Below are 16707 nucleotides of genomic sequence, written 5' to 3'. Positions count from 1 at the left end.
CAATTATAGCGGTAGCGGGACGCGTGCTAAAGCGCCGGAAACCGGCGATGGCGTCCTGCGTTGCCCGCATTGCGGTGATTGTGTCGCTGGCGATGGCAATCACCAGAAAGATGTTACAGATAGGAAGTTGTAGTTTTGGATATTAAAGGGCGCTTTGCGCTGGGCATGATCAAACTTATCGGGCTGCTACCGCTGCGCTGGTCGCGTCGGCTCGGCAGCCTGGTCGGCCATCTGGCGGTACTGCGCCGTGCGGACAGCCTGCGTGTGACCCGCGTCAACCTGGCCCAGTGTTACCCCGCCATGGATCCTGCCGAGCGCGAAACCCTCGCGCGGCGCAGCGTGGTGAATACCGCAATCACCGGCTTTGAAGTCGCCTCCGTCTGGTGCCAGCCGTGGCCGCGCACCGAAGATGCGATTATGCGGGTGCGCAACCAGCAGTTGCTCACCGACGAAGTCAATGAGAACCGCGGCGTGCTGTTGTTGATTCCGCACCTGGGCAACTGGGAGGCGTTTGGCATGTATATCGGCACGTTGGGGCCGATGACGGCGCTCTATGCCCCGCCCAAGATTGAAGCGCTGGATCCTGTGATCCGCGGTGCCCGCGAGGCGACCAGTGGCACTTTGGTGCCGACCAATGTGCGTGGCGTGCGCTCCTTGCTCAAGGCGCTCAAGGCCGGTGGTATTGTGGCGGTTTTGCCCGATCAGGAGCCGGACACCTCTGGTGGCGAGTTTGCGCCTTTCTTCGGCAAGCCGGCTCTGACCATGACGCTGGCGCACAACCTGCAGCAGCGCACCGGTTGTAAGGTGGTGTTTGGTTTCGGCAAGCGTGTGGACAGTGGCTTCGAGCTGGTGTTTTTGCCCGCAGAACAGGCGATTTACAGTGAGGATACCAAGGTTTCCCTGGCGGCAATGAACCGCGGCGTGGAAGCCTGCATCGCGGAAGCGCCGGAGCAGTACCAGTGGGAATACAAGCGCTTCCGACGTTCACCGGAAGGCAAGACACACCTCTACCGCAATATGTAAGGGTTGCCGGCAGGAGGTGCGTCTTCCTGTTGCGTGGTTAAGCGTTGGCGGTGAATGCCAGCGCCACCGGTACCCGCGCTGCGCGCCAGGCGGGGAAGAAACCGCTGACTGCACCGATCAGTAGTGCCAGTTTGGTACCCTGCCAGAACAGGTCCGGCTCCAGCTGGAAGGTAAACACTACCTGCGTAAAGCTTCCCCCCAGCGTCGAGGTCGTCAACCCGTCGAAGAACAGGTAGGCCGCCGCCGAGCCGAGCAGTCCACCCAGCACAGACAGGAACAGCGCCTCCACCATTGTGCCGCTGAACGCCGACAGGTTGCTGAAGCCCAGCGCCCGTAACGTCGCCATCTCCTTGGCGCGGTCCGCCACCGAGTTGTACATGGTGTTCAGTGCGCCGGCCAGCGCGCCCAGCGCCATGACAAAGCTGATTACCCGGCCAAACTGCGCCATATAACCCAGCTGTTTGCCCTGATCCACGAAGAAAGCGGTTTCGGTTTGCACCGACAGGTTGAGCTGCGGGTCGTCGGCCACCGCCTGTTCCAGCGGGGCGATGTCCCTGGGTGTGGCCAGCACCGCACGGATCGATTGATAGCTGGAGCCCCGGTTGTAGAGCGTCTGCAACAGCTGAGCATCGGCCCACAATTCACTCTCGAACACATTGCCGCCAGTGGAGAAGGCACCAACTACGGTCCATTCATTTTTGCCGAAGCGCATGGTGTCGCCGAGATCGAACCCGTCAAACTCCCGCAGGATCGATTCACCCACGATCAGCTCGTTGGTCCCCGGAGTGAACATACGACCCTGGGTGAGCTGGAAGGTGGGACGCAGTTCCGGACCCCTGGCGCCGATCCCGCGCAAGGGGATATTGGCTTCCTTTTGTGTGGACTTCTTGATGCCATCCACAATCACGTAGAGCTCGCCAGAGACCAGCGCCTGCCCCTCACTGTTGCGCGCCACGCCGGGTGCCTCAGCCAGCAGATTGAGCTGGTCACGTGTCACCACACTGTTGATTTCCGAGGCGGACCCATCGCGCATAAAGATCGCCACCCGATCTGAGCCGGCGCCGGTCATGGTTGCAGAAAAGCCGCGGTCCATGGCGAGAAACGCCAACAGAATGGCAACTACTACGGCGGATGCCAGCACCATGGCCAGCGACATCCACAGGCGTCGCGGCAGACTGCGCAGGTTCATCAACACCACTGTGGAAAACTGACGGAAGAAAGATCCCATGGCCATTACCCCCGATTAAATGCAGTGACAATGTTCAGACGCAGCGCGCTGAACGCAGGCAGTAACCCGGTAACCAGTCCGAGACCGACCATATACAGCACCGCCTCACCGGCGATTTGCCCGTCGAGCGACAGATTTGGCAGGAACTGTCCCAGTGTTTGTTGCAGGCCCTCCACCAGCAACCAGCCGGCACCCAGACCAAGCAATCCGCCCAGCAGTGCGATCAACAGTGATTCCGCCAGCACCATGCGAAAGATGCGCCCGGACTGGAAGCCGAGAGTTTTCAGCACCGCGATCTCGCTGGTGCGTTCGCGCACCGCCAGTGCCATGGTATTGCCGACAATCACCAGAATGGTGAAGAAAGCGGCAAACACGACACCGAAAATAATCAGTCCGATATTGCCGACCTGCTCGATAAAACTCTGGTTGAACGCCTTCTCTGTGCTGGTCTCGGTTTCGTACTGTGAGTTGGCAAACATCTCGTCGATGCGTTCTGCCACCTGCTGGTTCAGGCCGGGGTCCGCGGTGGTAAGTGTCAGCCATCCGTGCGTGTTACCACCGAAACTGGCGGACTGGCGAAAATACTCGTAATGAATCGCGGCGCCGCGGGTATCGTACTCTTCGGTTGCACCGGTAAAGATTCCCTTGACCACAAAACTCCAGCCGTCATCGCCCTCTTTATGCGGGAAGATATTCGATGGGATCGGCACACGATCACCAATCTTCCAGCCATAGGTTTCCGCGAGGCGCTTGCCGATCAGGATACCCTGCCTGTCCTGCAGCCAGGCCTGGCGTTGCGCCGGATCGATGACAATCTCTGGATAGACGCGCAGATAGGAGGCCGGATCCACGGCCATAATGACGACCTGTTGTTTGGCGTCCTGGTAATAGCCGCCGTACCAGTTCATATGCGTGACGTCCTTCACGCCTTCTAGTGCTCTGACTTTTTCAACATATGACTGCGGCAGCGGACTGGTGAAGTTGATGCGGTTGACCACCACCAGTCGATCGTCTGCCGCCAGCTCAACACCCGAGTTCAAGGCACCGCGAAAGGTCGCAATCGCACTGAAAATCAGAAAGGCGATAAAAATTGAAAAACAGGTCAGAAACAGACGCAAGGGTTTGCGCGTCATGTTTTTCCAGATCAGGTAGAGATCACTCATGCGGGTTGTTCCTCCCGCACGAACTGTCCCTTGTCGAGGCGCACGGTCTGGCGTGCGTAGCCGGCAGCTGCCGGGTCATGGGTCACCATTACGATGGTCTTGCCATGTTCACGATTGAGAAGCTGCAGCATTTCCAGCACTTCATCAGCTGTCTGGCGATCCAAGTCACCGGTCGGCTCGTCACACAGCAATAGCTTGGGATCGGTGACAATTGCTCGCGCGATGGCGACCCGTTGCTGCTGACCACCGGACATTTCGCTGGGCATATGCTTGGCACGGTCACTGAGCCCGACCAGGGTCAGTGCGGTTTCCACACTTTTGCGTCGCTGTGCGCGGGTCAGGTTCGTCAACAGCAACGGCAACTCGACATTGCGCGCGGCATTCAGCATGGGCATCAGGTTATAGAACTGGAAAATAAATCCGATGTTGGCGGCGCGCCAGCGCGTCAGGGCCGCCTCGCTCAGGTTATCGATGCGCTCGCCATCAAAGGTAATCTCCCCGCCGGTGGGTCGGTCAACGCCGCCGAGCATATTCAGCAGGGTGGTCTTTCCGGAACCGGAGGGGCCCATGATCGCCATGAAGTCACCGCGCTCGATCGTCATATCCAGCGAGGTGAAAATATCGATGGACTCCTTGCCCTTGATAAATTGTTTGCTAACACCCTTGAGATCAAACAGTACATCCTGTGCCATTGGCCTTTCTCCATGCTGATATGCGCGATGTTGTTATGTCCTTCGCGAATAAAAATTTTTCGGGTTGTCAGATCGTCACATTTTTCAGGAAGGCAACCTTGACGCCCATGTCTGGCAGGATCCGCGTATCCTTCGTTTCAAGACCGATCCGCACGCGCACCGTAGCGCGCGCACGGTCTGCAGTGGGAATAATGGCGATGACCCGCGCGGGGATATCCCAATCCGGGTAGGCATCCAGATTGGCCCGCACCGGTTGCCCGGCGGTGACCCGACCGATATAGGCTTCGTTCACATCGACTTCGATTTCCAGTGATGCCATATCAACGATGGTACAGATACCGGTGCGGGTGAATCCGCCCCCGGCCGAACTCGGCGCTACGATTTCGCCAGGCTGCGCATTCTTTTGCGTGACGACCCCCGAGAAGGGTGCACGAATGGTGTGGTCATCGAGAATCTCGCGGGCGCGCTGCGCATCCAGTCGCGCTACTTCGATATCTGCCTGCGCACTCGCCAGGTTTGCCGTGAGGCTTTCGACATTGGCGCGGGTCTGAGACAGTTGCGCCTTGCTGGAAAAATCTCGATCGATCAAACCGCGAAAACGTTTTTCCTGACGTTGAGCTTCGGCCAGATTGGCACGCACGCTGCTTTCCCGTGCTTGCAGGACCTTTACACGTGCGAGCGCCAGATCGAGATTCACCTGCGCTTTGGAAGCGTCCAGTGTTGCCAGTACCTGGCCAGGTTTTACTGACATACCCTCTTCCACATCGACACTGCGGATCAGGCCCATGACTTCGGCCGACACCGTCGCCATCCGGCGCGCAGTGATATAACCGGAGCCACTCAGTATCGACTCGCCGGGAATTGCAGCGGACACCGGAGTTTCGAGGTCTGCGGGCGCGCCGGACGTTGTTGCTTCAATTGGTGGTTGATCCAGGACGGGATCGGCGTTGCGCTCTACGGCCGTCAGCGAGGGTGGTACGGCGCTTTCTGTCGCATCGTCGCCGGAGAAAATCAGCGCGCCTGCGGTCAGGCCGATAGCAAAGGTGACTGCGATAGCGGATGCCAGCACGAGTGGGGAAAAAGGTCGTGACTCGACGGGGGCATCCCGATCAATTTTGAGCTGGTTGAGCAGCTCACTGGTATTTCTTTCCATAGAACTGAGCTTCACTGCTTGATCAATCACTGTGACAGATAAAGCTCTGCGTGACCATCAAATAGCGCCAACAAGGAAGATGATAAAAGGATTTGCGTGCCAGCCGTTTCGGCGGCGCATGTTCTTGCGAAAAAAGGCGCCTGCGAACGTGCGTGGACCGCGGAGTTGGTGCCTTGGTGCTATATACAAGGAAGACCAATCCCGACGGATCGCCCATGCCTTACGGAACGCCGTGCCCTGAGAAAACACGCCAAGTGACCACGCCTATTATGATTGCGGGTCTGGGGCTGATTTATTTTTTCCTGCTGGCGCTGTATTGGGGACATCTCGCAGACATCCTGTCACTGGGACCATTGCTGGTGACGCAATTGGCGGACACCGCCGCCCTGTGGCCTGCACTCATTGTGCATGACCTTGCGATCAATGCTGTAATCGCCGTGCCTTTCGCCTGGCTGCTGGTGAGCGCCGCAGGAAACGTGCGTAGCGGAACGCTTGTGGGCTTGTCCGTGGCTCCCGCACTGGTATTTGTTAACTGGCCTTTTTTAATCGCGCATACACAGTGGCACCTAATCATCTACCAGCTACTCACGGTCCTGCTGCCTATCCCAATCGCCCTGCTCGGCTTTTATAAAATCCGGTTGCGCCGACGGCAGACACGATGACAAATAATGAGATGTCTGAAGGCGAACCACCGGAGCCTTCGCCCTGGCGCCGCCTGCCAAATGCACTGACGTTATCGCGGCTGCTGCTCGGTGCGCTAATTATTTACTGGACGCTGGAGCGGCGGCCGGTACTGGCACTGGTGGTATTTGGTATCGCGGTACTCACGGATGTGCTGGATGGTTTTATTGCGCATCGCTACGGCTGGCAGTCGCGCGTTGGTGAATTACTCGATCCAATTATCGACCGGATTTTCGTGCTCGCGCTGCTTTATTTATTGTGGCACCTGGGTACGACTGGACCGGTGTACTTTACGTTGGTGTTGGTTCGCTGCCTGATACAGCTCAGCATTTTTCCGGTGATCTGGTACGGAATGAAGCGGCCGTTTCGAGTGCGCTCTACAGTCGCCTCCAAAACCGCAATCACCATCGTTTATCTGGTCATCGCGCTGGGTCTGGGGCATCAGATTGCGATTGAAGTATTGCCTGAGGTTTCTCGCGCGTCGACGCTGTTCCAGCGCAGTTTGATTCTTTTCGTGGCGGCGGGGTGCGTGACGGAACTGGTGGTGATTTACCGGTTTATCGTGCAGTACTGGCGCGTGCTGCGTGGCCAGGATGACAAATTCTAGCGACGCCAGAAAGCCGGCGTGAACAGTACCAGCAGCGTGAAGATTTCCAGGCGCCCCATCAGCATCGCCAGAATCAAAAACCACTTTGCCACATCATTCACCGATCCGTAATGTGCAGCGGCGTCACCGAGCGCCGGGCCAATATTGCTCAGGCAGGCGGCCACGGTTGAGAATGAGGTGACAAACGTTTCCCCGGTGGCCATCACCACAATCGTCAGCACAATAAACGACAGGATATAGACCGCAAAAAAGCCCCACACCGCATCGGTCACTTTCTCGGGCACAATTTTCCGGTTGACCTTGATCGGCAACACCGCATTGGAGTGCACCAGGCGGTTCAGTTCGCGCACACCAGATTTCATGATCAGCATGCCGCGTACTGCCTTGATTCCACCGGAGGTGGAACCAGCACAGGCACCGAGTATGCCCAGCATTAACAATACGTAAGGCAGGAAGGCAGGCCACGCGGAGAAATTTTCCGAGGCGAAGCCGGCCGTGGTACCGATGGACACCACCTGGAAGAGGCCGTGCAGGAAGCTTTCGCTCGCGGAAAAGATACCCTGCCACCACAGATACAGGCTAACCAACAGCGCAGAGAATACGGTAAGCATGACCCAGAAGCGGAACTCGGAGTCTTTCCAGTAGTGGCTCAGGCTTTTATTGCGGAACGCAAAGAAGTGCAGGCCGAAGTTAATCGCCGCGGTAAACATAAACAGGATACAGATCGCCATGATTGCGCTGTTGTTGGCATAGAAGCCCATACTCGCATCATGGGTGGAGAATCCCCCGTTGGCGACGGTCGAAAAAGCATGACCGACCGCATCGAAGGGAGACATGCCGGCCCACCAGTAACCCAGACCGCACAAAATGGTCAGGGTAATGTAAATCACAAACAAAGCGCGCGCGGTTTCGGCAATACGCGGGGTGAGTTTCGTGTCCTTGACCGGGCCGGGGGTTTCCGCCTTGTATAGCTGCATACCACCAATACCCAGCATCGGCAGGATCGCCAGGGCAATCACAACCACACCGATGCCACCGACCCACTGTAATTGCTGGCGGTAATACAGAATTGCCGGAGGCAGGTTGTCGAGCCCGGTAATCACCGTGGCTCCGGTGGTGGTGAGCCCGGACAGGGATTCAAACAGCGAATCGGTGATGCTCAGGTCGGGCAGAGGGCTGATGATCAGCGGCAGTGAACCGAAACTGCCGAGTACCAGCCAGAACAGGGAGGTCACCACGAAGCCGTCGCGGGTGCGCAGGTCCTGATGCAGGTCGTGCACCGGAAGCCACATCAGCAGGCCGGTCACCAGCGTGATCGCAAAGCCGCCGATAAACGCCGTATGGGTGCCGTCGTCGTACCACAGCGACACTCCAATCGGCGGCAGCAGCGTGAGGCTGAACAGCATCAGGAGAATCCCGAAAACCCGTGCTATGACTGCAATGCGCATCGGTGTTGCTCAGCCCCAGGTGAATGAAAAAAGCATTAGAAGAACGAGAATCCGACCTGGAACAGCCGCTCCACGTGTCGGGTGTGGCGGCGGTCTACCAGGAAGACGATCACGTGATCATCGGTTTGCACCACCACGTCGTCGTGCGCGATCAGTACCTCGCTGCCATTTTCTGTCTCCCGCACGATGGCGCCGATCGAGGCACCTTCGGGCAGATCAATGTCTTCTATTTTCCGCCCCACCACTTTGGACGTGCGCTTGTCGCCATGGGCAATCACTTCGATGGCCTCGGCGGCGCCGCGGCGCAGCGAGTGCACGTTTACCATGTCACCGCGACGCACATGGGTGAGCAAACTGCCGATGGTGGTCTGTTGTGGTGAGATCGCAATGTCGATTTCACCGCCCTGCACCAGGTCGACGTAGGCGCGGTTGTTGATCAGTGTCATCACCTTGCGTGCGCCAAGCCGCTTGGCCAGCAGTGATGACATGATGTTGGCTTCATCGTCATTGGTCAGGGCGAGGAACACATCGGTGTCTTCGATGCTTTCTTCCAGCAGCAGGTCCTGGTCGGACGCACTGCCGTGCAGAATAATGGTGTTGGACAGTTCCTCTGACAGGAACACACAGCGGTCGTGATTGCGCTCGATGATCTTTACCGTATAGCGATTCTCAAGCTGCAGTGCCAGGCGCAGGCCGATGTTGCCGCCGCCGGCGATGGTCACGCGCTTGTAGCCCTGTTCGAGGCGACGCAGCTCGCTCATGACCGCGCGGATATCCGCACGCGCGGCAATAAAGAACACTTCATCGCCGGCCTCAATTACGGTATCCCCCTGGGGAATGATGGGGCTGTTGCGTCGGTAGATCGCCGCTACACGGGTATCCACCTTGGGCATGTGCTGGCGCAGGAAGCGCAGCTGCTGGCCCACCAGGGGCCCGCCCTGAATGGCGCGCACGGCGACCAGCTGCACGCGGCCGTCGGCAAAGTCGAGTACCTGCAACGCGCCGGGGTGTTCGATCAGCCGGGCAATGTAGGCGGAAACCAGCTGTTCCGGGCTGATCAGTACGTCGATGGGAATCGCAGAGGGATCGAACAGTTCCGGGTACTGCAAATAAGAGGCGGCGCGCACACGTGCGATTTTGGTCGGAACACGAAACAACGAGTGCGCAATCTGGCAGGCTGCCATATTGGTCTCATCGTTATTGGTGACCGCCACCAGAATATCGGCGTCTTCGATGCCCGCCTGCTGCAGGCTGTCGGGGTGGGAGGCATGGCCGTGCACCACACCGATATCAATGCGGTCGCGCAGCTCGCGCAGGGTTTCCTCGTCGCTGTCCACCAGCACAATATCGTTGCGCTCGGATGCGAGGCTTTCTGCCAGCGACCCGCCTACCTGGCCAGCGCCGAGAATGACAATTTTCATAACAGGATTGGCGCGCGGCTAGAGCCGCCGTTTCTGTTGTTATTACGCCCTGCCATCAATAGCTGGGCGCCTGTTCGCTCACCGGACAACCGTTATCAACCGCTCCGTGCGGCAAACTTACTCGCTCTTTTGCAACAGAGCGTAGTAGAAGCCGTCACCGCCGTCAGGGCTGGGTAGTATTTGCATACCCACTGCCTGCGGTTCCCCCCAGGGCTGACCGGCCAGTAGCGCGGGGGTATTGTCGCTCGCATCCCCCGTCTCCGCAACGAAGGCGGCGACTACCGCACTGTTTTCTGCCGGCAGCACGGAACAGGTGGCGTATAACAGGGTGCCGCCGGGCCGCAGTAACCGCCATTGGGCACGCAGGATTTGTGCCTGCAGTTGTGCCAGTTCCTCAATGTCGGATGCGCGTCGCAGCAGTTTGATATCCGGGTTGCGGCGAATCACGCCGGTCGCCGAACAGGGCGCGTCCAGCAGGATACGGTCGAACGGTTGCTGGTCCCACCAGTCGCCGGTCGCGATCGCATCGGCACAGATCAATTCGGCACTGATCCCCACGCGTTCGAGATTTTCCTCGACACGAATCAGGCGGTCTTCGTCGATATCGAGCGCCACGGCATTTATAGAAGGTTGCTGTTCGAGCAAATGGCAGGTTTTGCCACCCGGTGCCGCGCAGGCGTCGAGCACGCGCTCGTCGGCTTGCGGGTCCAGCAACAGGGCGGCCAGCTGGGCCGACTCGTCCTGAACGCTGACTGCACCCGTGTCGAAGCCGGGCAGTTCGGCAACGCTGCGGGCTTCAGTCAGGGTGATGCCCACCGGAGAAACCCGGCAGGGGTTCGCTTCGATACCCGCTTCCGCCAGCCTGGCCAGATAATCCTCGCGGTTGGTCTGGGCGCTGTTGACCCGCAACGTCATCGGCGGATTCGCATTGTTGGCCCGGAACACGTCGGCCGCGCGACTGCCCCAGGCGCTCTTGAGGGCCTGTTGCAGCCAGGCAGGATGCATGGAGCTGAATTGCGGATTGCCGGACAGCTTGCGCTGCAGTTGTTCGCGGTTGCGCAGTGCATTGCGCAACACGCCATTGATTACCCCGGTGGCGCGGTCGAGCCCCAGCTCGCGCGCGGCATTAACCGTGGCGGAAATAGCGGCGTGATCGGGTATGCGGGTGTATTCCAGCTGGTACAACCCCACGAGCAGCAGCGCTTCGACCAGCGAATCGGCCGCGGGCTTGCGCAGTAGCTTGTTGGCGAGCAGTTGCAGGCGTGGTGCGGTGCGCGCGGTACCGTAACAGAGCTCCCGCAGCAGCCCACGATCCCGCTCAGCCACGCGCGCCTCGGCGCGAGGCAGCAGGCGCGCCAATGAGCCATCCCCGGTGAGCAAATCGTCGACGACGGAGGCCGCGGCCGCGCGGCTATCGATCATTTTGTCGTTGTTCATCTATATGGCGCTACCCAGTTGCTGGCCAGTGGTGAATACACCGGCGTAGCCGCGTAGCAGCTCTTCCGCCGACAGCACCTTCTTGCCCGGCATCTGAAGTTGTTGCAGTCGCAGGGCCTCGCGGCCGCAGGCCACCAGGATACCCTCGGCATCAGCGCCAAGAATGGTGCCCGGAGTGTCACTGTGACAGCCGCGCTCCCAGGTCGCACTGTAAATACGCAGGCGTTGCTCGCCTTTGCCGGCCTCCGCGGGCAGGGTGGTCCAGCACACCGGGAACGGGTTGAACGCGCGAATCTGCCGCTCGAGTTCTTCTGCCGGGCGCTGCCAGTCGAGGCGCGCTTCGTCTTTGGAGATCTTGCCGGCGTAGTTGGCCAGATCATCATTCTGGACTTGCGGTGTCGCGGTGCCCGCAGCCAGTTGCGCCAGTGCCTCCAGCAGTGCCGGCCCGCCGAGTTCCGCCAGCTTGTCATGCAGGCTGCCACCGGTGTCACGCGCGGTAATCGGGCAGCGGGCTTCCACCAGTACCGGGCCGGTATCCAGGCCCGCCTCCATCTGCATGATGGCTACACCACTCTCGGCATCACCGGCCTCGATTGCGCGCTGGATTGGCGCCGCGCCGCGCCAGCGCGGCAGCAGGGAGGCGTGCACATTGACGCAACCCAGCCGGGGGGTATCGAGTACCACTTGCGGCAGGATCAGCCCATAGGCCACCACCACCATCAAATCTGCACCGAGCGCGGCCAATTCCGCCTGGGCGTCGGCGTCACGCAGGGTTTGCGGCTGGTAGACCGGCAGCTGGTGCTGTTCCGCCAGTTGCTTTACCGGGCTCGCGAGTAATTTCTTGCCGCGTCCGGCGGGGCGATCTGGCTGGGTATAGACGCCAATCACCTGGTGCTCGCTGTCGAGCAGCGTCTGCAGGTGCATAGCGGCGAAGTCCGGGGTGCCGGCAAATACAATCTTGAGTGGATTGGTCATAACAATGCTGTGGCAAGGCCGCCGGGCGCCGGCAGCGAAAATTCGGGACGCCAGCGACCGGTGGGCAGCTGGCGCTGGCGATCAGGCGCGCTGGCGGTGGGCCTTCTCCAGTTTGGAGCGGATGCGGTTGCGCTTCAGGGGAGAGATGTAGTCGACGAACAGCTTGCCGTCGAGATGGTCCACTTCGTGCTGGATACAGACTGCCAGCAGACCTTCGGCCTCCATGGCGAAGGTCTCTCCTTCCCGGTCGAGCGCCTTGATACGCACCTGCCGTGGGCGTTCTACCGTCTCATAGAAGCCCGGTACCGACAGGCAACCCTCGTCGTACTGGTGGATATCCTCGTCCAGCACTTCGATTTCGGGGTTAATGAACACCAGCGGTTCATTTTGATCTTCAGAAACGTCGATGACCACAATGCGCTTGTGCACATTGACCTGGGTGGCGGCCAGTCCGACACCCGGGGCGTCGTACATGGTCTCGAACATATCGTCGATCAGCTGGCGCAGCTCATCGGTGACCTCGGCGACAGGTTTGGCGACCTGGCGCAGGCGGGGATCGGGAAACTCTAGTATCTCAAGTTTGGCCATAACACCTGTGACAAACTTCTAGTAATCGTGGAACTTGCGCTGATAACATAATGATCGCGCTCAATATTTGCCGCGCGGGCTGCTCGCCGTTCCCTCTTTAACGACAAAGGGGAACTGGTTCACAAAGCCTGGCCACTGGACCCGAAAAACGAGTCTGGTTGTGGAGCCCCGGGGGGCTGTGGTGCGGCGCTGAGAATTATAGCGATAAAGAGCATAGGAATGCTTCCATGAAGAAAATTATTCTGGCCGCCGCTGCGTTGATGGCGACGACCTTTGGCATTCACGCCGCCGACGTGGCGCTCAACCCGGATCGTCCGGACACCTATGTGGTCCAGCGTGGCGATACCCTTTGGGATATTTCCGGGACTTTCCTGCAGCAGCCCTGGTACTGGCCCGAGATTTGGCAGGTCAACCCGCAGGTAGAGAATCCTCACCTGATTTACCCGGGTGACCGTCTGCGTCTGGTTTACGTCAATGGTGAGCCCCGCCTGGAACTGGAGCGAGGCCCGCGCCCGTATCGCCTGTCCCCGTCTGACAACCGCCTGCAGCCGCAGGTGCGCCGCGAGGCCATGGAGGACGCGATTCCTGCCATTCCGCTGGATGCCATTGATGCGTTCCTGTCCCGTACCCGTATCGTTGAGCCGGGCGCTTTCCAGGGCACGCCTTATGTAGTTTCCGGGGAAGACCAGCGCCTGTTGATGGGTGCGGGCATGCGCCTGTATGCGCGCGGCGACTTTTCCGAGCCGCTGCCGTCCTACGGTATTTACCGTCCGGGTGAAGTGTATGCCGACCCCTATACCGGTGAAGTGCTCGGCATGAAGGCGCTGGATGTGGGCGATGTTGACCTGTACCAGCTGGACCCCGATACGCGTCCTAACCTGGCGGTTGCCACTATGGAGGTCACACGTACCTCCCGCGAAATTCGCCTCGAAGACCGCCTGTTGCCGGTGGAAGAGCGTTCTATTGCGGCGCTGTTCCAGCCGGGTTCCCCCATCGACCAGATCGAGGGTGTGATCCTGGGTGTGGAAGAGGGCGTCACCCAGATTGCCAAATACGACATCGTTGCGATCAACCAGGGCCTGCGGGACGGCCTGAATCCCGGCCATGTGCTGGCGATTTACAAGCGTGGTGCCGTAGTGCGCGACCGCATTGAGCGGGATTCCGTCAAGTTGCCGGACGAACGCGCCGGCCTGCTGATGGTATTCCGTTCCTTCGAGAAAATGAGCCTGGGCCTGGTGCTCGAGGCCGATCGCGCGCTCGAGGTCATGGATATCGTTCGCAACCCCTGATGTCCTGATCCACGGATGTTATCGCCCGGCACGGATGCCGGGTGTCTGTCTCTCCCAACCGAGTTCACGGAAATCGCATGGAAGCGCTGATTGCCACCCTGGCCCTGTTGCGCCTGGAAGGCCTGGGCACCGCCCGCTACTGGTCCCTGATCGAGCATTACGGCTCGCCGGTTTCTGCACTGCAGGATCCTCCTCAACGCCTGCTCCAACAATTGCCTTCGCGTGCTCAAGCGCAATGGCGTGCATACCTCAAACACCCTGCAAGCGGTGAACTGCTGGACTGGGCAGAACAGGAGCGCGCTCGGTGTGCGGCGCTCGGTATCCACATACTGCACCACGCCGATGATGCGTATCCCGCGTTGCTGGCGGAGGTGGAGCGTCCTCCACCCCTGCTCTACGTGCGCGGCAATGCGGATGCCCTGCACCTGCCACAGATTGCGATTGTTGGTGCGCGGCGGGCCACCACCGCCGCGCTGGAAAATGCACGGGCGTTCGCCACAGACCTGGCGGGTTCTGGATTCGCGGTGACGTCCGGTCTGGCGCTCGGCATCGATGCAGCCGCGCACAGCGGCGCACTCGAGGCGCGGGGTGTCACGCTGGCGGTGATGGGCACCGGCATCGATCGGGTGTATCCGCGGCGAAATCAGGCGCTGGCCGAGCAAATCCTGGCCGCTGATGGCGCGCTGGTGAGTGAGTTGCCCCTGGGACGTGGACCGGAGGCGAGTAATTTTCCACGCCGCAACCGCATTATCAGCGGGCTCTCTTTAGGCGTTCTTCTGGTCGAAGCCGCCGTTAAATCCGGATCACTGATTACTGCGCGGCTGGCCGCCGAGCAAAACCGCGAGGTGTTTGCCATTCCGGGCCCGATCCATCATCCGTTGTCGCGGGGTTGTCACCAGATGATCAAGCAGGGCGCCCATCTCGTCGAGACGAGTGCGGACATTGTCGCGCAGCTGGGTGGCTTGCTGACGCATCTGGCCGCGCCCGGTGCCACGCAGGCGCCAACGACTACCTCAGAACTGCCGGATCGCCTGAGACAGCAATTCGCTGGGCTGGAAACTTTGCACCAGCGGCTCATGGGCGCGCTGGCTGCCGCCCCGCGCAGCCTGGAGCAGCTCGCTGCAGAAACCGGCGATGAAACCGGCACACTGATGGCGAGTTTGTTGAGCCTGGAGCTGGAAGGATTGGTCGAGCAGCTGCCCGGGGGCTACCAGCTCACTGGCAAGGGCGCTCAACTATTGCAGGCGCTACCGGTATAGCCCGCACCTTGTTCCTGCCTGGTTGATGGGCTAAATTGCGGCGCTCTGCATACACGCACGCTGCGATCATCGCTCACTGGCCAACGCCTTTGGCGCGGCCGGCATCCACTGTAGCGTGCGTCGCTGCACTATGATCTAAAGCATCCAACAGACTGATAGAGCGCCTTTCCTTGTCAGAAATCAAACGCCTGAATCCACACAATAGCGGACTGCAATTGGCGGCAGCCGTGCGCGCTTTGCACGCCGGCGGCGTGATTGCACACCCCACAGAATCGGTCTGGGGGCTTGCCTGCGATCCGTATAATCAAGAGGCGGTGGCCCGATTGCTGCGCCTCAAAAATCGCCCGCTGGAAAAGGGGCTTATCCTGGTTTCCGGTGAAGCGGATCATTTTTCCGGGCTGTTGCGGAATCTGAGTGGCGACCAGCGCGCGCGCATTGACGCGACCTGGCCGGGGCCGGTTACCTGGCTGGTGCCACATTTTGACCAGGTGCCCGCCTGGGTCAGCGGTGTACACCACAGCGTTGCCTTGCGTCATACTGCGCACGACTTTACCGCGGCTTTGTCGCGCGCCTTCGGCGGTCCCATAGTGTCCACCTCGGCTAATCCGGGTGGTTGTCAGCCGGCGCGGCACAAGTTCCAGGTGCTGCGCTATTTTGGCGATGCGCTGGATTTTGTCGGTGGCGGTAGCACGGGTGGCCGCGCGGCGCCCAGTGAAATCCGCGATGCCGCCAGTGGCCGTGTGTTGCGCGCTGGCTAGTGGCCCTTGTTGCCGGACGAAAGTCCCTGCGGCTATGCACCCCAATCGAATCGTGAGTTTTGCATGAGTGACATCAATATCCAGGCTGTTAAAGATTATTTGCTCGATCTGCAGGATCGTATCTGTGCCGCGCTGGAAGCCGTCGATGGTGGCAAGTTCTATGAAGATGCCTGGGACCGTGAGGGCGGTGGCGGTGGCCGCACGCGCGTCCTCGAAAATGGTTCAGTGATTGAAAAGGGTGGGGTGAATTTTTCCCATGTCTATGGGGACAACCTGCCCCCCTCGGCGACGGCGAGCCGCCCTGAACTGGCCGGCCGCTCGTTCCAGGCGATGGGCGTCTCTCTGGTGATCCACCCGCGCAATCCTTACGCGCCCACCAGCCACGCCAACGTCCGCTTTTTTGTGGCGGAAAAGCCCGGCGCCGAGCCCGTCTGGTGGTTTGGTGGCGGTTACGACCTGACGCCTTACTATGGTTTTGAAGAGGACGTGGTGCACTGGCACCAGACCGCCAAGGATGCCTGTGCGCCCTTTGGCGACGAGATTTATCCGCGTTTTAAAAAGTGGTGCGACGATTATTTTTATCTCAAGCACCGCGATGAAGCGCGCGGCGTCGGCGGTCTGTTTTTTGATGATTTCCATGAGGGCGGCTTTACCAACGCATTTGGCCTGATGCGTGCAGTAGGTGACAGTTATCTGGAAGCTTACTTGCCGATCCTGACCAAGCATAAAGACACGCAATATGGTGAGCGCGAGCGGGACTTCCAGCTTTACCGTCGCGGTCGCTATGTGGAGTTCAATCTGGTTTTTGACCGCGGCACTCTATTTGGCTTGCAGAGTGGCGGCCGCACTGAATCGATTTTGATGTCGCTACCGGCATTGGTACGTTGGCAATATGACTGGCAGCCGGAGCCCGGCAGTGCCGAAGCGGCACTCTATACGGATTTCCTGCCCGCCCGCGAATGGGTGCCCCTGCGCTGAGAAACAT

16 protein-coding genes are annotated in these 16707 nt (G+C 59.8%); 7 read left to right on the top strand and 9 right to left on the bottom strand.

Annotation, left to right across the window (positions count from 1 at the left end; genetic code table 11):
• Nucleotides 1-135 precede the first annotated feature (135 nt).
• Nucleotides 136-1023 (top strand): lysophospholipid acyltransferase family protein, encoded by an 888-nt coding sequence (locus ACXAD0_RS02465; protein ID WP_475086759.1) that lies wholly within the window; start codon nucleotides 136-138, stop codon nucleotides 1021-1023.
• A gap of 37 nt (nucleotides 1024-1060) precedes the next feature.
• Here the strand turns inward: ACXAD0_RS02465 and ACXAD0_RS02460 are convergent, their stop codons facing one another.
• The 4 genes from ACXAD0_RS02460 to ACXAD0_RS02445 all read right to left on the bottom strand — a co-directional run bounded on the left by ACXAD0_RS02460 (nucleotide 1061) and on the right by ACXAD0_RS02445 (nucleotide 5259).
• On the bottom strand, nucleotides 1061-2251 hold the full coding sequence (locus ACXAD0_RS02460) for an ABC transporter permease (RefSeq protein WP_475086758.1): 1191 nt from the start codon (nucleotides 2249-2251) through the stop codon (nucleotides 1061-1063).
• A 5-nt stretch (nucleotides 2252-2256) separates the two neighbouring features.
• Nucleotides 2257-3414: an ABC transporter permease gene (locus ACXAD0_RS02455; protein WP_475086757.1), complete on the bottom strand. Its 1158-nt coding sequence runs from the start codon at nucleotides 3412-3414 to the stop codon at nucleotides 2257-2259.
• The gene (locus ACXAD0_RS02450) at nucleotides 3411-4106 is read right to left on the bottom strand and encodes an ABC transporter ATP-binding protein (RefSeq protein ID WP_475086756.1); all 696 of its coding nucleotides are present in this window, start codon (nucleotides 4104-4106) and stop codon (nucleotides 3411-3413) included. The genes ACXAD0_RS02455 and ACXAD0_RS02450 overlap by 4 nt, the downstream gene beginning before the upstream one ends.
• A 67-nt stretch (nucleotides 4107-4173) precedes the next feature.
• Complete coding sequence (locus tag ACXAD0_RS02445) at nucleotides 4174-5259, bottom strand: efflux RND transporter periplasmic adaptor subunit (protein ID WP_475086755.1); 1086 nt, start codon at nucleotides 5257-5259, stop codon at nucleotides 4174-4176.
• A gap of 215 nt (nucleotides 5260-5474) precedes the next feature.
• Here ACXAD0_RS02445 and ACXAD0_RS02440 point away from each other — a divergent pair, with 215 nt between their 5' ends.
• Nucleotides 5475-5921 carry a hypothetical protein gene (locus ACXAD0_RS02440; RefSeq protein WP_475086754.1) on the top strand — a complete coding sequence of 149 codons (447 nt, stop codon included), beginning with the start codon at nucleotides 5475-5477 and terminating at the stop codon, nucleotides 5919-5921.
• A complete protein-coding gene (locus ACXAD0_RS02435; RefSeq protein ID WP_475086753.1) occupies nucleotides 5918-6547 on the top strand; it encodes a CDP-alcohol phosphatidyltransferase family protein in 630 nt (209 codons plus the stop codon). The genes ACXAD0_RS02440 and ACXAD0_RS02435 overlap by 4 nt, the downstream gene beginning before the upstream one ends.
• Here ACXAD0_RS02435 and ACXAD0_RS02430 read toward each other — a convergent pair.
• The 5 genes from ACXAD0_RS02430 to def all read right to left on the bottom strand — a co-directional run bounded on the left by ACXAD0_RS02430 (nucleotide 6544) and on the right by def (nucleotide 12416).
• The gene (locus tag ACXAD0_RS02430) at nucleotides 6544-7995 is read right to left on the bottom strand and encodes a TrkH family potassium uptake protein (RefSeq protein ID WP_475086752.1); all 1452 of its coding nucleotides are present in this window, start codon (nucleotides 7993-7995) and stop codon (nucleotides 6544-6546) included. The two genes, ACXAD0_RS02435 and ACXAD0_RS02430, sit on opposite strands and share 4 nt — an antisense overlap.
• A 35-nt stretch (nucleotides 7996-8030) precedes the next feature.
• Nucleotides 8031-9416 carry a Trk system potassium transporter TrkA gene (gene trkA, locus ACXAD0_RS02425; protein WP_475086751.1) on the bottom strand — a complete coding sequence of 462 codons (1386 nt, stop codon included), beginning with the start codon at nucleotides 9414-9416 and terminating at the stop codon, nucleotides 8031-8033.
• A gap of 117 nt (nucleotides 9417-9533) precedes the next feature.
• The gene (rsmB, locus tag ACXAD0_RS02420; RefSeq protein ID WP_475090294.1) at nucleotides 9534-10838 is read right to left on the bottom strand and encodes a 16S rRNA (cytosine(967)-C(5))-methyltransferase RsmB; all 1305 of its coding nucleotides are present in this window, start codon (nucleotides 10836-10838) and stop codon (nucleotides 9534-9536) included.
• 15 nt (nucleotides 10839-10853) lie between these two features.
• A complete protein-coding gene (gene fmt, locus ACXAD0_RS02415; protein ID WP_475086750.1) occupies nucleotides 10854-11828 on the bottom strand; it encodes a methionyl-tRNA formyltransferase in 975 nt (324 codons plus the stop codon).
• 81 nt (nucleotides 11829-11909) lie between these two features.
• Nucleotides 11910-12416: a peptide deformylase gene (gene def / locus ACXAD0_RS02410; RefSeq protein WP_475086749.1), complete on the bottom strand. Its 507-nt coding sequence runs from the start codon at nucleotides 12414-12416 to the stop codon at nucleotides 11910-11912.
• A gap of 227 nt (nucleotides 12417-12643) precedes the next feature.
• On the opposite strand from def, the gene ACXAD0_RS02405 reads away from it, so the two are divergent.
• From ACXAD0_RS02405 to hemF, 4 genes are all read left to right on the top strand, one after another.
• Nucleotides 12644-13705, top strand: coding sequence for a LysM peptidoglycan-binding domain-containing protein (locus ACXAD0_RS02405; protein WP_475086748.1), 1062 nt, complete (start codon nucleotides 12644-12646; stop codon nucleotides 13703-13705).
• A 77-nt stretch (nucleotides 13706-13782) separates the two neighbouring features.
• Entirely contained in the window at nucleotides 13783-14964 is a 1182-nt protein-coding gene (dprA, locus tag ACXAD0_RS02400; RefSeq protein WP_475086747.1) for a DNA-processing protein DprA, read from the top strand.
• Between the two features lie 170 nt (nucleotides 14965-15134).
• Complete coding sequence (locus tag ACXAD0_RS02395; RefSeq protein WP_475086746.1) at nucleotides 15135-15722, top strand: L-threonylcarbamoyladenylate synthase; 588 nt, start codon at nucleotides 15135-15137, stop codon at nucleotides 15720-15722.
• Between the two features lie 63 nt (nucleotides 15723-15785).
• Nucleotides 15786-16700 (top strand): oxygen-dependent coproporphyrinogen oxidase, encoded by a 915-nt coding sequence (gene hemF / locus ACXAD0_RS02390; RefSeq protein WP_475086745.1) that lies wholly within the window; start codon nucleotides 15786-15788, stop codon nucleotides 16698-16700.
• Nucleotides 16701-16707: the final 7 nt, after the last annotated feature.

Source organism: Microbulbifer sp. ABF4_148 (assembly GCF_056158985.1).
The sequence above is the reverse complement of the archived record's forward strand: the minus strand, read 5'-3'. Positions and strand labels throughout refer to the sequence as shown.

What these genes read in the sequence shown, in the direction of transcription:
- ACXAD0_RS02460 (WP_475086758.1), bottom strand. Translation starts at nt 2,251, where the DNA reads ATGGGATCTTTCTTCCGTCAGTTTTCCACAGTGGTGTTGATGAACCTG.
- ACXAD0_RS02455 (WP_475086757.1), bottom strand. Translation starts at nt 3,414, where the DNA reads ATGAGTGATCTCTACCTGATCTGGAAAAACATGACGCGCAAACCCTTG.
- ACXAD0_RS02450 (WP_475086756.1), bottom strand. Translation starts at nt 4,106, where the DNA reads ATGGCACAGGATGTACTGTTTGATCTCAAGGGTGTTAGCAAACAATTT.
- ACXAD0_RS02445 (WP_475086755.1), bottom strand. Translation starts at nt 5,259, where the DNA reads ATGGAAAGAAATACCAGTGAGCTGCTCAACCAGCTCAAAATTGATCGG.
- ACXAD0_RS02440 (WP_475086754.1), top strand. Translation starts at nt 5,475, where the DNA reads ATGCCTTACGGAACGCCGTGCCCTGAGAAAACACGCCAAGTGACCACG.
- ACXAD0_RS02435 (WP_475086753.1), top strand. Translation starts at nt 5,918, where the DNA reads ATGACAAATAATGAGATGTCTGAAGGCGAACCACCGGAGCCTTCGCCC.
- ACXAD0_RS02430 (WP_475086752.1), bottom strand. Translation starts at nt 7,995, where the DNA reads ATGCGCATTGCAGTCATAGCACGGGTTTTCGGGATTCTCCTGATGCTG.
- trkA (WP_475086751.1), bottom strand. Translation starts at nt 9,416, where the DNA reads ATGAAAATTGTCATTCTCGGCGCTGGCCAGGTAGGCGGGTCGCTGGCA.
- rsmB (WP_475090294.1), bottom strand. Translation starts at nt 10,838, where the DNA reads ATGATCGATAGCCGCGCGGCCGCGGCCTCCGTCGTCGACGATTTGCTC.
- fmt (WP_475086750.1), bottom strand. Translation starts at nt 11,828, where the DNA reads ATGACCAATCCACTCAAGATTGTATTTGCCGGCACCCCGGACTTCGCC.
- def (WP_475086749.1), bottom strand. Translation starts at nt 12,416, where the DNA reads ATGGCCAAACTTGAGATACTAGAGTTTCCCGATCCCCGCCTGCGCCAG.
- ACXAD0_RS02405 (WP_475086748.1), top strand. Translation starts at nt 12,644, where the DNA reads ATGAAGAAAATTATTCTGGCCGCCGCTGCGTTGATGGCGACGACCTTT.
- dprA (WP_475086747.1), top strand. Translation starts at nt 13,783, where the DNA reads ATGGAAGCGCTGATTGCCACCCTGGCCCTGTTGCGCCTGGAAGGCCTG.
- hemF (WP_475086745.1), top strand. Translation starts at nt 15,786, where the DNA reads ATGAGTGACATCAATATCCAGGCTGTTAAAGATTATTTGCTCGATCTG.